At 67.7% G+C, this 13,463-nt stretch carries 15 protein-coding genes; 1 reads left to right on the top strand and 14 read right to left on the bottom strand.

What is annotated here, in order from left to right:
- Positions 1 to 132 precede the first annotated feature (132 nt).
- From lgt to ACPPVQ_RS11065, 11 genes are all read right to left on the bottom strand, one after another.
- Complete coding sequence (lgt, locus tag ACPPVQ_RS11115; RefSeq protein ID WP_426521228.1) at positions 133 to 1,113, bottom strand: prolipoprotein diacylglyceryl transferase; 981 nt, start codon at positions 1,111 to 1,113, stop codon at positions 133 to 135.
- Between the two features lie 92 nt (positions 1,114 to 1,205).
- On the bottom strand, positions 1,206 to 2,009 hold the full coding sequence (gene trpA, locus ACPPVQ_RS11110; protein WP_426515161.1) for a tryptophan synthase subunit alpha: 804 nt from the start codon (positions 2,007 to 2,009) through the stop codon (positions 1,206 to 1,208).
- Positions 2,006 to 3,217 (bottom strand): tryptophan synthase subunit beta, encoded by a 1,212-nt coding sequence (gene trpB, locus ACPPVQ_RS11105; protein WP_426515160.1) that lies wholly within the window; start codon positions 3,215 to 3,217, stop codon positions 2,006 to 2,008. The genes trpA and trpB overlap by 4 nt, the downstream gene beginning before the upstream one ends.
- Entirely contained in the window at positions 3,217 to 3,987 is a 771-nt protein-coding gene (gene trpC, locus ACPPVQ_RS11100; protein WP_426515159.1) for an indole-3-glycerol phosphate synthase TrpC, read from the bottom strand. The genes trpB and trpC overlap by 1 nt, the downstream gene beginning before the upstream one ends.
- A 3-nt stretch (positions 3,988 to 3,990) precedes the next feature.
- Positions 3,991 to 4,221 carry a DUF6704 family protein gene (locus ACPPVQ_RS11095; protein ID WP_426515158.1) on the bottom strand — a complete coding sequence of 77 codons (231 nt, stop codon included), beginning with the start codon at positions 4,219 to 4,221 and terminating at the stop codon, positions 3,991 to 3,993.
- Between the two features lie 99 nt (positions 4,222 to 4,320).
- Positions 4,321 to 5,049: a Trp biosynthesis-associated membrane protein gene (locus ACPPVQ_RS11090; RefSeq protein WP_426515157.1), complete on the bottom strand. Its 729-nt coding sequence runs from the start codon at positions 5,047 to 5,049 to the stop codon at positions 4,321 to 4,323.
- A 5-nt stretch (positions 5,050 to 5,054) separates the two neighbouring features.
- Positions 5,055 to 6,602 carry an anthranilate synthase component I gene (locus ACPPVQ_RS11085; protein ID WP_426515156.1) on the bottom strand — a complete coding sequence of 516 codons (1,548 nt, stop codon included), beginning with the start codon at positions 6,600 to 6,602 and terminating at the stop codon, positions 5,055 to 5,057.
- 25 nt (positions 6,603 to 6,627) lie between these two features.
- Positions 6,628 to 6,999, bottom strand: coding sequence for a phosphoribosyl-AMP cyclohydrolase (gene hisI / locus ACPPVQ_RS11080; RefSeq protein ID WP_426515155.1), 372 nt, complete (start codon positions 6,997 to 6,999; stop codon positions 6,628 to 6,630).
- A complete protein-coding gene (gene hisF, locus ACPPVQ_RS11075; protein WP_426515154.1) occupies positions 6,996 to 7,760 on the bottom strand; it encodes an imidazole glycerol phosphate synthase subunit HisF in 765 nt (254 codons plus the stop codon). Before hisF ends, hisI begins: the two co-directional genes overlap by 4 nt.
- Position 7,761: 1 nt before the next feature.
- Positions 7,762 to 8,601 (bottom strand): ATP phosphoribosyltransferase, encoded by an 840-nt coding sequence (gene hisG, locus ACPPVQ_RS11070; protein ID WP_426515153.1) that lies wholly within the window; start codon positions 8,599 to 8,601, stop codon positions 7,762 to 7,764.
- A 41-nt stretch (positions 8,602 to 8,642) separates the two neighbouring features.
- Positions 8,643 to 8,906 carry a phosphoribosyl-ATP diphosphatase gene (locus ACPPVQ_RS11065; RefSeq protein WP_426515152.1) on the bottom strand — a complete coding sequence of 88 codons (264 nt, stop codon included), beginning with the start codon at positions 8,904 to 8,906 and terminating at the stop codon, positions 8,643 to 8,645.
- A gap of 168 nt (positions 8,907 to 9,074) precedes the next feature.
- Here ACPPVQ_RS11065 and ACPPVQ_RS11060 point away from each other — a divergent pair, with 168 nt between their 5' ends.
- Positions 9,075 to 10,328 (top strand): MFS transporter, encoded by a 1,254-nt coding sequence (locus ACPPVQ_RS11060; RefSeq protein WP_426515151.1) that lies wholly within the window; start codon positions 9,075 to 9,077, stop codon positions 10,326 to 10,328.
- Here ACPPVQ_RS11060 and rpe read toward each other — a convergent pair.
- The 3 genes from rpe to fmt are packed head-to-tail and all read right to left on the bottom strand — an operon-like array spanning position 10,293 to position 13,285.
- Complete coding sequence (rpe, locus tag ACPPVQ_RS11055; RefSeq protein WP_426515150.1) at positions 10,293 to 10,952, bottom strand: ribulose-phosphate 3-epimerase; 660 nt, start codon at positions 10,950 to 10,952, stop codon at positions 10,293 to 10,295. The genes ACPPVQ_RS11060 and rpe overlap by 36 nt on opposite strands.
- Before the next feature lie 36 nt (positions 10,953 to 10,988).
- Complete coding sequence (locus ACPPVQ_RS11050) at positions 10,989 to 12,371, bottom strand: RsmB/NOP family class I SAM-dependent RNA methyltransferase (protein ID WP_426515149.1); 1,383 nt, start codon at positions 12,369 to 12,371, stop codon at positions 10,989 to 10,991.
- Positions 12,368 to 13,285 (bottom strand): methionyl-tRNA formyltransferase, encoded by a 918-nt coding sequence (fmt, locus tag ACPPVQ_RS11045; RefSeq protein ID WP_426521226.1) that lies wholly within the window; start codon positions 13,283 to 13,285, stop codon positions 12,368 to 12,370. Before fmt ends, ACPPVQ_RS11050 begins: the two co-directional genes overlap by 4 nt.
- Positions 13,286 to 13,463: the final 178 nt, after the last annotated feature.

Here is a 13,463-nt window from a genome sequence, read left to right as displayed (position 1 = left end):
GAAGAGTTACTGAGGTGGGACGCCGTCGGCCCGTGAACATGGATACCGCAGCCGGGTAGGCCCTGTGCGGGCAGAAGAGCGTGCGGTCAGGAAGATGCTTGTGGGGTTGCCTGGGCCTTGAACACCGGATTGTTACGCGGTGCCAAATTTGCTTGTGGCCTTGGCTGCGCCCGACTCCTCGGTTTCATCGGCGTCCTCGCCCTGAGCCTCGTCGTCCGAATCGGTGTCGTCAGAGTCTACCTCAGCATCGGGCTTGTGCCATTCGCGACCGGGACGGTACACGCTCGGCTCGATTCCGGGGTGGCGGCGGGTCTGCACGATGAAGATGATGATGCCCAGCACGAAGGCGCCGAACGCCGCCCAGACGTTGAACGGGATGCCGAGGAACGAGTACTCGCTCGGGTCGATGCGGATCGACTCGAGGTAGGAGCGGCCGAGCCCGTACCAGATGAGGTATGAGGCGAACAGCTTGCCCCAGCGGAGCCGGAAACGGCGTTCCAGCCAGAGCAGGACGAAGATGCCGATGACATTCCAGATGATCTCGTAGAGGAACAGCGGCTGGAAGAGCGTGCCGTCCGGAAGGCCGGCCGGGAATGCCGGATTGCTCGACTCGATCTCGAGGCCCCACGGAAGGTTGGTCGGCAGGCCGAAGAGCTCGTGGTTGAAGTAGTTGCCGAGTCGTCCTGCGGCCTGTGCCAGCAGGAGCGCGGGAGCGAGAGCGTCGGCGAACGACCAGAAGCGCAGGCCGGAGATGCGGCAGCCGATGTATGCGCCGACGGCGCCACCGATGAGCGCGCCGAAGATGGCGTTTCCGCCCTCCCAGATGAACAGGGTCTTCCACAGGTCGGCCCCGGGGTAGAAGTAGTCGGCCGGGTGCGTGAACACGTGATAAGCACGGGCGAAGATGATGCCGAGGGGCACCGCCCACAGGATCACGTCGAGCACGACGCCCGGCTCGGCGCCGCGCTTCGTGAGGCGGCGCGACGTCCAGATGGTGGCCAGGATGATGCCGGCGAGGATGCACAGTGCGTACGTGCGGATCGTGAACGGACCGACCTGGAACGACGCCCACGACGGATCCGGGCTCGGAATGCTCGCATGCAAGCTGCTCAACACCGCAAACACCCGATGACTCACCTTTCGTGCTTTTGTTGTTCGTCGCAGACTGCGACGAACCGGCGCACTCGCGCCACGGTCAACTTAGTCTATTTTGCTTTGCGGGTTCCGTCGGCCAGCGCAGCGGCCACCTCGCCGACGAGGTCGACGCCGCCTTCGGCCAGCGCCTTCACCAGTGCGGAGCCGACGATCGCGCCGTCGGCGTAGTCGAGGACCTCCGAGACCTGAGCGGCACTCGAGATGCCGAGCCCCACACACGTACTGGTGGCGCCGGCATCCCGAAGGCGTTTGACCAGCATGCGGGCAGCGGTGTCGACGTCAGCGCGCGCACCGGTGATCCCCATGGTTGACACCGCATAGACGAATCCGCGGCTCGTCTCGACCGCCTGCCGCAAGCGGGCATCCGTCGACGATGGCGCGGCGAGGAAGACGCGGTCGAGACCGGTGCGTTCCGACGCCGCGATCCACGCGGCCCCTTCATCGGGGATGAGATCGGGGGTGATGAGGCCGGCGCCGCCTGCAGCGACGAGGTCGTCTGCGAATCGATCGACCCCGTACTGGAGCACCGGGTTCCAGTAGGTCATCAGCAATACGGGCACGTCGGCTCGCGCGGTGATCTCGCGCACAGCGGTGAAGCCGTCGCGCAGCCGGAAGCCTCCGGCCAGTGCCGTCTGGGTGGCCTGTTGGATCACAGGGCCGTCCATGACGGGATCGGAATAGGGCAGCCCGAGCTCGATGATGTCGACGCCGTTCTCGGCCAGTGCGACTGCGGCGTCGATGCTCGCTTCCAGGTTCGGGAATCCTGCGGGCAGGTAGCCGACGAGGGCGCCCTTCGCGTCGGCGTTGCGGCGGGCGATCGCGGCCTCGACCCTGCTGGTGGCCACCTGGCTCACGACTGCACCGCGTTCTGATCGATCAGGCCGAAGTACTTTCCGGCGGTTTCCATGTCTTTGTCGCCGCGACCGCTGAGGTTCACGAGGATGATCGTCTCCGGTCCGAGCTGCCGTCCGAGTTCGAGCGCACCGGCGAGGGCGTGCGACGACTCGATCGCGGGGATGATGCCCTCGGTACGGCTGAGGAGCCGAAGCGCATCCATCGCCGCGGCATCCGTCACCGGACGATACTGCGCGCGGCCGATGCTGGCGAGCCAGGCGTGCTCGGGCCCGACGCCCGGGTAGTCGAGTCCGGCGGAGATGGAGTGGGACTCGATGGTCTGGCCGTCTTCGTCCTGGAGCAGCATGCTGCGAGCTCCGTGCAGGACGCCGGGACGCCCCTTCGTGATCGTCGCTGCGTGACGTGGAGTCTCAGCGCCCTCTCCCCCGGCCTCGAAGCCGTACAGGGCGACTCCGGGGTCGTCGAGGAAGGCGTGGAAGATGCCGATCGCGTTCGAACCGCCGCCGACGCACGCGGCGACCGCGTCAGGAAGGCGCCCGGTGAGCTCGAGCACCTGCTCGCGAGCTTCTTCGCCGATGATCTTCTGCAGGTCTCGCACCATTGCGGGGAAGGGATGCGGGCCTGCCACCGTTCCGAAGATGTAGTTGGTGTTGCCGACGTTGGTCACCCAGTCACGCATCGCCTCGTTGATCGCGTCCTTGAGGGTGCGGGAGCCGGTCTTGACGGAGATGACCTCGGCGCCGAGCAGGCGCATCCGGGCGACGTTGAGCGCCTGGCGCTCCGTGTCGACCTCGCCCATGTAGATGACGCACTCCATGCCGAAGAGTGCTGCAGCCGTCGCTGTCGCGACACCATGCTGCCCGGCGCCGGTCTCCGCGATCACGCGGGTCTTGCCGATGCGTTTGGTGAGGATGGCCTGGCCGAGCACATTGTTGATCTTGTGCGAACCGGTGTGGTTGAGGTCTTCACGTTTGAGGATGATGCGGGCACCGCCGGCGTGGGCGGCGAAGTGCGGCACTTCGGTGATGATCGACGGTCGCCCTGTGTATGTGCGGTTGAGGAGCTCGAGCTCGTGGGCGAACGCCGGGTCCCGTTTGGCGTCTTCCCAGGCCGCGGAGAGTTCGTCGAGCGCGGCGATGAGCGACTCGGGGACGAACCGTCCGCCGAAGTCGCCGAAATACGGACCAGTCTCTGCACGGAGGGACATCAGACCACCAGGAATTCTTCGAGGGTTGCGACCGGGTCGCTCGTGACGAGCGCTTCGCCGACGAGTACCACGTCGGCGCCGCTCGCTCGATAGTGGGCGACGTCGCCGGCCGTCTTCACGGCGGATTCGGCGACCCGGATGACGCCGGAGGGAATCTGGTCGGCGAGCGTGCCGAACAGGTCGCGGTCCAATTCGAACGTCGACAGGTTGCGGGCGTTGACGCCGACGAGGTTTGCGCCGATGTCGAGGGCACGACTGACCTCGTCGGCGGAATGCGTCTCGACGAGCGTCGTCATTCCGAGCGACGTGGAGAGATCGAAGAGCGACTGCAGGGTCGGCTGATCGAGAGCCGCGACGATGAGGAGCACAATGTCCGCGCCGGCGGCCCGCGCCTCGTACACCTGGTACGGCTCTGCGATGAAGTCTTTGCGGAGCACGGGAAGGCTGACGGCCGCACGCACAGCCTCGAGGTCGGCGAGCGAACCGTTGAACCGCCGTTCCTCGGTGAGCACGCTGATGGCGCTCGCTCCGCCGGTCTCGTAGGAGACGGCGAGCGAAGCCGGATCCGAAATCTCGGCGAGCGTTCCGCGCGACGGACTCGCACGCTTCACCTCGGCGATGATCTTGACGCGTTCGCCGGGCTGGAGTGCCGTCAGCGCATCGATCGCGGCGGAACGGTCGAGAGCCGCGGCTTCGACGAGGTGCAGGGGCCGGGCGGCCCGTCGACGTTCAGCATCGGCAAGCGCTCCGGCGACGAGGTCGGAGAGCACGCCTCAGTGTTCTTTCGGCGTGTACTTGTCGCCGTTCACGCCGTAGCCGGCGCGGGCCATGATCCAGCCGACGATGAGGCCGACGACGAGCAGTCCCGCAGCACCCCAGACGACGAGCGGAAGGTCGAGGAAGAACGCAACAGTGCCGATCGTGAACGCGATGAGCATGATGATGACGGCCGTCCAGGCCGCCGGCGAGTGACCGTGTCCTGGATCCACTGACTCCGTGCTCATGAAACTCCCGCGTGTCGGGTGCACCACAGATCAGGTGCACGATGGTTCTGGCTGGTTCCGGACAAGTCTAGCGAAGCGCCGGGCGCGAGGCGCGCAGCTTCAGCGCGTGGGGTCCTCGCCCCGGCTGAGCTCATCCCAGCTGTCGATGGCCGCGTCGCGGTCGATCGGTACGCCCTGCCCGGTCTGGTCGGATGGCGCAGCCGGGTCGGGAGCGGCCAGCACGTCGGGCACGCCGTCACCGTCGAACCCGGACGGGCCCTCTGCGCCGGCGTCCGCATCCTCGAAACGGACCGCCTGGTAGCGGCGTGACGGCCCGGGCCACCGCCGGGACGTGACGACCACGGCGATACTGGCGACCGCGATGACGATCCCGCCCACGATCGCGATCCACGGCCAGAACGACACGTCGACTGTTTCGGCGAGGCGCGTGACCGATGTTCCGCCGGAGACGCCGGAAGCGCTGGTGATCGCGGCGGCCGCGGCCTGCACCGGGTCGCCCAGCGCGATGCCAGCCGACAACACGATCGATACGGCGATCAGCAGCCCGAGCACTGCCAGCACGATGCGCACGACCGGTCCGGCGATCGCGAGAGCGGCGGCAAGGGCGAGTCCGGCCAGGGAGAGTGCCGTGAGCGCGGGTGCGGCCGCAGAGCCCTGGACGACCACGGCCGCGGCGTGGTTGGCGGCAGCGGCGAGGTGGACGGTGATCCAGGGCTGCGTGGACGCGAGCAGGGCGAGGCCGGCACCGACCACGATCGCGAGCATCGCGGTGTATTTGGCCCTGCGGCTCCCGACCGGGCTGTCGCCTGCCTGCACGTCGTCGGTCATGGCCGTCACTTGACCCGTCTCATCGCGTTGGCGACGGCCACTGCGCGCAGCGGGGCGGCCGCCTTGTTCTGCGACTCCTGGAACTCGCTCACGGGGTCGGAGTCGGCTACCAGCCCACCGCCGGCCTGCACGCGCGCGACGCCGTCCATGATCGTCGCCGTGCGGATCGCGATCGCGAGGTCGGCGTCTCCGGCAAAGCCGAAGTACCCGATCACGCCCCCGTAGACGCCGCGCTGTGCAGGCTCCAGTTCGTCGATGATCTCGAGCGCGCGCGGCTTGGGTGCGCCGGACAGCGTGCCGGCCGGGAATGTCGCCCGGAAGACGTCGATCGCGGTCGCGCCAGGCAGCAGGTCGCCTTCGACGGACGAGACGATGTGCATGATGTGGCTGAAGCGTTCGACGCGCATGAACTCGGTGACCTCGACCGAGCCGGCCGCACAGACCTTGAGCAGATCGTTGCGGGCGAGGTCGACGAGCATGAGGTGCTCCGCACGCTCCTTGTCGTCGCCGAGCAGTGTGGTCTCGAGCTCGAGGTCTTCCTCGGGTGTGGCGCCGCGCGGCTTCGACCCGGCGATCGGATGCGTGAACGCGCGTCCGTTCTGCACCTTGAAGAGCGCCTCCGGCGAGCTTCCGACGATCGCGTACTCTCCCCCATCCGGACGCTCGAGAGTGAGCAGGTACATGTACGGGCTGGGATTGAGGCTGCGGAGCACGCGATAGACGTCGAGCGGATGCGCCGCACAATCCAGTTCGAAGCGCTGGGAGATCACGACCTGGAACACGTCGCCGTCGTGGATGTGCTGCTTGGCGGTGACGACCGCGGCGAGGAAATCGTCCCGCTCGGTGCGTGAGACAGGGTCGGCCGGTGTCGAGAGGTCCACCTCGGCGAGCCATGCCTCCGCAGGCCGTGCGAGCGCAGCCTGCATCGTGTCGAGCCGTTCCTGCGCCTCCGACCACATCGTGTCCGGGTCGTCGACACCGTCGTTGAGGACGTTCGCGATGAGCTTGACCGTGCCGTAGCGGTGGTCGATGGCCACGACATCCGCCGCGAAGCAGAGTGCCTGGCCGGGAACGCTGAAGTCGGCGACCGGCTGGTCGGGAAGCCGTTCGATCTGGCGGATGGCCTCCCAGCCGATGAAACCGACCAGACCGCCGGTCAGGGGTGGAAGCCCCTCGATCCGGGGCGTCTGCCACCGTTCGTAGAGGTGTGCGAGCGCGACAAGCGGCGCGACCGTCTCTCTCGTGCCGAGAGCCCGATCACGCGAGAGGCCGTAGTCGAGCCAGCTGACCTCGTCGCCGTCCTGGGTGAGCACGCCGAACGACGACGCCCCGACGAAGGAGAACCGCGACCAGATGCCGCCCTGCTCGGCGGATTCGAGGAGGAACGTACCCGGCTTTCCTGCCGCGAGCTTGCGGTAGATGCCGACCGGCGTCTCGCCGTCGGCGAACAGTTCGCGGACGACCGGGATGACCCGGTGGGCGGAGAGAAGCGCCTGGAAGTCGGCGGCCGTGGTCGAGCCTGTCGCGGCCAGCGATCCGGTTGCGGAGGTCATTCGGGGTCTCCTGTGGCGAAAGGTGTCAGGAATCGGTCGGTGCAGTGCCGACGACGGGCGCGAGCTGGTCGCCGTCGAAGCACGTGCGGGTGCCGGTGTGGCAGGCGACGCCGATCTGCTCCACCTTCACCAACAGGGTATCTCCATCGCAGTCCAGAGCTGCCCCTTTGACGTACTGCACGTTGCCGGAGGTGTCGCCCTTTCGCCAGTACTCCGCACGTGACCGTGACCAGAACGTCACGCGGCCTTCGGTGAGCGTGCGCCGGAGCGCTTCATCGTTCATCCACCCCATCATGAGCACCTCGCCGGTGTCCCACTGCTGGATTATCGCGGGCACCAGGCCGTCGCGGTTGAACGCGACCCTGTCGACGATCGCCCGCTCTGCGGATCCGGTCATGAGCGGACCTCCATTCCTGCCTGCGCGAGTTCGCGCTTCACATCGCCGACGGTCATCTCGCCGGAGTGGAAGACGCTGGCCGCGAGGACCGCGTCTGCTCCCGCGGCGATGGCCGGCGCGAAATCGGTGATCGCGCCCGCGCCGCCGGAAGCGATCACGGGAACCGAGCTGATCGCGCGCATGAGGCCGATCAGCTCCAGGTCGAACCCAGCCTTCGTGCCGTCCGCGTCGATCGAATTGACCAGCAGCTCGCCCGCGCCGAGCTCGATGGCCGTGGCAGCCCACTCCAGCGCGTCGAGCGTCGTCTCGGTTCGGCCGCCGTGGGTCGTCACGACGAACCCGGATGCGGTGGCAGGCGAGCGTTTGACGTCCAGCGACAGCACCAGCACCTGCGCACCGAACCGGTCGGCGATCTCGGCGACGAGGCCCGGGCGCGCGATGGCCGCGCTGTTCACGCCGACCTTGTCCGCCCCGCTGCTCAGCAGGCGCGCGACGTCGTCGGTGCTGCGGACTCCCCCGCCGACGGTCAGCGGGATGAAGACCTGTTCGGCCGTCGCGCGGACGACGTCATAGGTGGTCGCCCGGTTGTCGACGGTCGCGGTCACATCGAGGAACGTGAGTTCGTCCGCCCCCTGTTCGTAATACGAGCGGGCGAGCGCGACCGGGTCGCCGGCATCGCGCAGGTTCTGGAAGTTGACGCCCTTCACGACGCGGCCGTCGGCGACGTCGAGGCACGGGATGACCCTCACCGAGAGCGACATGTCAGATCCGTGCAGCGTGGATCGGAGTGACCAGGATCGCCCTGGCTCCGAGCTCGTACAGGTCGTCCATGATGTGGTTCGTGCCGTCGCGCTTGACCATCGCGCGAACGGCGACCCACTCGGGGTCGCGCAGCGGCGAGACGGTCGGCGACTCGATGCCCGGAGTGAGCGCGACCGCCTTCTCGAGGAGCCGCGCAGGCAGGTCGTAGTCGATGAGCACGTACTGGCGGGCGACCATCACGCCCTGCAGCCGGCGCAGGAGGGTGTCGATGCCCTGCGCACTCGTTGGGGACGAGATCAGCACGGCCTCCGATTCGAGGATCACCGGGCCGAAGATCTCGAGTCCCTGTTTGCGCAGGGTGGTGCCGGTCTCGACGACGTCGGCAACGGCATCCGCCACACCGAGCCGCACCGCGGATTCGACCGCGCCGTCGAGGCGGATCAGGTCGGCAGTGACGCCGTTCGCAGCCAGGAAATCGCCGACGAGTCCGGGATAGCTGGTGGCGACCCGCTTGCCGGCGAGGTCTTCGAGGTCGGTGAAAAGCCCGGTCGGCCCTGCGAAACGGAAAGTCGAGGCGGCGAAATCGAGGGCGGCGATCTCAGCGGCGGCCGAACCCGAATCGAGGAGGAGGTCGCGGCCGGTGATACCGACGTCGAGCGCTCCGGATCCGACATACGTCGCGATGTCCCGCGGGCGAAGGTAGAAGAACTCGACGTCGTTGCGAGGGTCGGCGACGATCAGTTCCTTCGGGTCGCGGCGGCCGGCATAGCCGGCCTCGTGCAGCATCTGCGCTGCCGTCTCGGAGAGCGAGCCTTTGTTGGGTACGGCGATCTTGAGCATGGACAAGCCTTCAGGTGTAGTGGTCGACAAGGGTGAGAGTGTCACAGATGTCGGTACACGTCAGCCGTGGTCAGCCCTTTCGCCAGCATGAGCACCTGGAGGTGGTAGAGCAACTGGGAGATCTCCTCGGCGGTGCGTTCCTCGGTCTCGTATTCCGCGGCCATCCAGACCTCGGCAGCCTCCTCGACGATCTTCTTGCCGATCGTGTGCACGCCAGCATCGAGTTCACGCACGGTTCCGGAACCGGTCGGCCGGGTGGCGGCCTTGTCGCTGAGCTCGGCGAAGAGGTCGTCGAAGGTTTTCACCAGTACAGGCTATCGGTTCTCACTGTCCACAATCATGCGGGGCGGCCGTGCGGAGACCCCGGCATCCGTGATATAAAACAAACCAACTGTTGTTATAAGACATAAAAGCATGCATTACAAACGCTCCATGAGCGGCTGCCTCGTGCATGCTGAGAGCAAGGAGGCTCCGTGAGTACGCTCCGATCCAACCCGTATTGGCCGCCGATCCTCTGCTGGGTCGTGGTCGCACTCGACGGCTTCGACCTCGTCGTGCTCGGCACGGTCATTCCGACACTGCTCGGCACCGGGGAGCTCGGCTTCGACCCGGCCGCGGCGACGATCATCGCGACGATCGGCCTGGTGGGTGTCGGACTCGGCGCGTTCCTGGTCGGACCGCTGGCCGATGCCCATGGGCGACGGCGGCCGCTCATCGTCTGCGTACTCGTCTTCTCGCTCTGCACCCTCGCCATCGCGAGTGCCCCGAGTGTCCTCGTCTTCGGAATCCTCCGCTTCCTCGCCGGACTCGGCCTCGGCGCGTGCCTGCCGACGGCGATCGCCTGCGTCGGCGAATTCACGCCTCCGAACCGCAGTGGCCGGGCCGTCACGCTCACGATGACCGGTTATCACGTCGGCGCCGTGCTGACGGCCCTCCTCGCGCTCGTCATCATCCCGGACTGGCGCACCATGTTCGTGATCGGCGGCGTCGCCGGACTGGTGGTCGTGCCCCTGCTGTGGTTCGCACTACCGGAATCCGCGACGTTCGCCGCCGGTCAGCGCGACGCGAAAGGCAGTGCACCGGCGGGAGCCGCGCGGGAGCTGCTCCGCAAGCGGTACCTCATGCTGAACTCTGCCATCTGGAGCGCATCGTTCATGGGTCTCCTACTCGTCTACGGCCTCAACACGTGGCTGCCGGAACTGATGCGATCGGCGGGATACGACCTGGGCAACTCGCTCGCGTTCCTGATGGTCCTCAATGTGGGCGCGGTCGCCGGCCTCGTGCTCGCCGGGATCGTCGGCGACCGCTTCGGAATCCAGCGGGTCGCCATGACGTGGTTCCTCCTGGCGGCGGTGTTCCTTGCGGTGCTGAGCATCCGGATGGACAACCTCGTCGTTCTCTATGTCGCCGTCTTCATCACCGGCGTCTTCGTCTTTTCGGCACAGGTTCTCGTCTACGCGTTCGTCAACACGAGGTACCCACCTGCCATGCGCGGCACAGCCCTGGGGTTCTCTGCGGGAATCGGTCGTGCAGGGGCGATCGTCGGTCCCCTGGTCACCGGCGGGCTGGTCGGGCTGGGCATCGCCTATCCGTGGGGCTTCTACGCCTTCGCCCTCGCGGCCGTCATCGCCGTGGTGGCGATGAGCGCCGTACGCACGTCCGTGCCTGCCGCTGACGCGCCGGTGCCGGTGTCAGAGATGCAGGGTGGCGGTGTCGCGCAGAAGTGAGATCTGCCGGGCCGGGTCGTCGGCGCGAAAGACGCTCGACCCCGCGACGAACGTGTCGGCCCCCGCTTCCGCCGCCGTCACGATCGTCTCCTCCGTGATGCCGCCGTCGACCTGCAGCCAGATGTCCAGACCGCGAGCCGTCACTGCCTCTCGAAGCTGCCGAAGCTTGGGCATGGTCTCGGGCATGAAGCTCTGCCCGCCGAAACCAGGTTCGACCGTCATGACGAGCACCTGGTCGAACTCGGACAGCAGTTCGAGGTAGTCGTCGGCCGGAGTGCCCGGCTTCAGTGCGATGCCCGCGCGTGCCCCGATCGCGCGCAGGCGGCGCGCGAGACCGACCGGATCGGTGGCCGCCTCCGCATGAAAAGTGACCGAGTACGCGCCGAGCTCCGCGTACCCGGGCGCCCAGCGCTCGGGGTCGGTGATCATCAGGTGGACGTCGAGGGGAATGGGCGACACATCGTGGATGCGCCCCACCATCTGCGGGCCGAACGTCAGGTTGGGGACGAAATGGTTGTCCATCACGTCGACGTGGACCAGGTCGGCACTGGCGATCGTGCCCAGGTCGCGCTCCATGTTGACGAAGTCGGCGGCGAGGACACTGGGGTTGATCCGGGCGGGCATGCCTTTCAGCCTAACGAAACGCGTCGGCTGCACCGGTCAGGACGGTGGTCGTTTCGTGAGCAGCGCAACGAACATGGCGTCCGTCCCGTGACGGTGCGGCCACAACTGAACCTCCGTCGGCTCGGCGGCGAGGTCAAGACGTTCATTCGACAGCTCCTGAAGGACGGATGCCGTGTCGAGCTGCTCGGCGGTGTCGCCCCAGCGGGTCACAGCATCCGCCACCGACAGCCGGGTCTCGGCGATGTGAGGAGAGCAGGTCACGTACGCGAGGATGCCGCCCGGCTTGAGCGCCGCGAAGGCGCTGTCGAGCAGCTGTGCCTGCAGCCTGGTTAGTTCCGCGACATCGCGCGGTGTCTTGCGCCAGCGCGCCTCCGGGCGACGGCGCAGCGCACCGAGCCCCGTGCACGGCGCGTCGAGCAGGATGCGGTCGAAGCGTTCCGGATCCGTCTCGCCGATGGTTGTGCCGTCACGCTCCCAGACCTCGACCTTCTCCGGAACCGCTGCGAGTGCGCGCCGCACCAGGTCCGCACGGGCCGGCACCAGCTCGTTGGCGATCAGGGTCGCGCCGCCCAGTCGCGCCTCTGCTGCGAGCAGGGCGGCCTTTCCGCCGGGCCCCGCGCACAGGTCGAGCCATTCCTCGCCGGCGACGATGTCGCGCGCCCGGGTCAGGATCAGTGCGGCGAGCTGCGACCCTTCGTCCTGCACGCGGATGCGCCCGTCAAACTGGTCGACGATCCCTTGCGGGTCGCCGCCGCCGAGCGTGAAACCGAAGGGCGAGAACCGGTCGGGGCCGGCTTCTGCCGACGGTTCGGCAAGGCCGGGAAGGGCGATCAGGTTGACGCGCGGGGCGGTGTTGTCTGCCGCCAGCAGCTCGTCGAGCTCGCCGGAGCGGTCCTCGGCTTCGAGCGCCCGGCGCAGTGCGCGGACCACCCAGACCGGGTGCGAGAACACCGCGGCGAGTTCGTCGTCGGCGCTGGACGCGTCGCCGATGATCCGATCGCGCCACTCGTCCGGCGTGTGGCGGCTGATCTCGCGCAGCACGCCGTTCGTGAAGCCGGTCGCCGAGCGGGAGCCCACAGCCCTGGCCAGTGACACCGATTCGTCTACCGCTGCGTGGGTCGCCACCCGCATCGAGAGGAGCTGGTGTGTTCCGAGCCGCAGAACGTCGAGGATCGGAGGATCGATGCGGTCGACGGTGCGGCCGGCCGCGCGAGCGATGACCCGGTCGTAGTAACCCTGCATCCGCAGCGTCCCGTAGGTCAGCTCGGTCGCGAGTCCGGCATCGGCCGTGTTGAGGGATGCGCGGGCGATGCGTGTCGGAAGAAGCAGGTTGGCGTAAGCATCCGACTCGCGTACCGCCGCAATGACGTCGTAGGCGACCCGCCGGGCAGGCTGCACGCGAGGGGCGCGTTCACTCATGAGAATTCCACTTCATCGTCGGCGAGTCCGCGCCACCAGTCCGCGGCGGCCATCGGGCGCTTGCCGGCCGGCTGCACCCTGACGAGCTCGAGCGGGTGGCTGCCGGTTCCCACCAGTACCCGCTTGTCGATCAGCGCCGCCCTTCGTGCAGGGAGCGCTGACTGGTCTGGTGCAGGCTTCGCCTCGAGGATCTTGAACCGCTGGTCGGCGAGCATGACGAACGCTCCGGGTTCTGGTGTCACCCCGCGGATACGGTCGAATGCTGTACCGGCATCGCCGGTCAGGTCGATGCGGGCGTCGTCGATCGTGAGTTTGGGTGCGAGCGTCGGCTCACCGGTCTGGGCCGAGGCGTGTGCGGTACCGTCCGCGATCGCATCCACGGTCTCCGCCAGCAGCCGCGCCCCGATCCCGGCCAGCGCATCCAGAACGTCACCGGCGGTCTCGAACGCACCGACCGCCCGGGTCGCTTCGGCGAACACCTCGCCCGCGTCGAGCTCGGGCACGAGCTGGAAAACGGATGCGCCGGTGACCGCATCGCCCGCCATGAGCGCGCGCTGAACGGGTGCTGCTCCCCGCCAGCGTGGCAGTAGCGAGAAATGAAGGTTGATCCAGCCGTGCCGCGGCAGCGACAGAAGTGGTTCACGCACCAGTCCCCCGTACGCGACGATGACGCCGAGATCGGGACGGAGGTCTGAGACGCGTTCGGTGACGAATGCGTCGAGCCTGTTCGCCTTGATGGTCGCCAGGTGGAGTTCCTGTGCTGCGCTCGCGACGGGCGACGGCGTCAGGACGCGCTTACGGCCGAGTGCGGCGTCTTCGCGCGTGATCACGGCGACAATCTCATGCGGACCCTTCACGAGCTCGTCGAGCGGGGGGACGGCGACCGCTGGGGTGCCGGCGAAGACCAGCCTCAGGCGGCGTGATGCGGTCATCAAGGTTCTCCGGTTCGGTGCGGGGGTGGCGTATCCATTCTCTGGCAGTGGGAGCCTCGGCGCGAACCGGCCCGGTCGCGCAACGCCGTTCGACATCCGGCCGAGGGGTGCGAAAAGTAGTCCGTGACCGACGTGGAAGGGTGCTTTCCGCACCCTCGAT

This window comes from Leifsonia sp. McL0618 (assembly GCF_049994905.1).
Classification (GTDB): Bacteria; Actinomycetota; Actinomycetes; order Actinomycetales; family Microbacteriaceae; genus Diaminobutyricibacter.
This window is presented reverse-complemented; position numbering and strand designations above follow the sequence as displayed.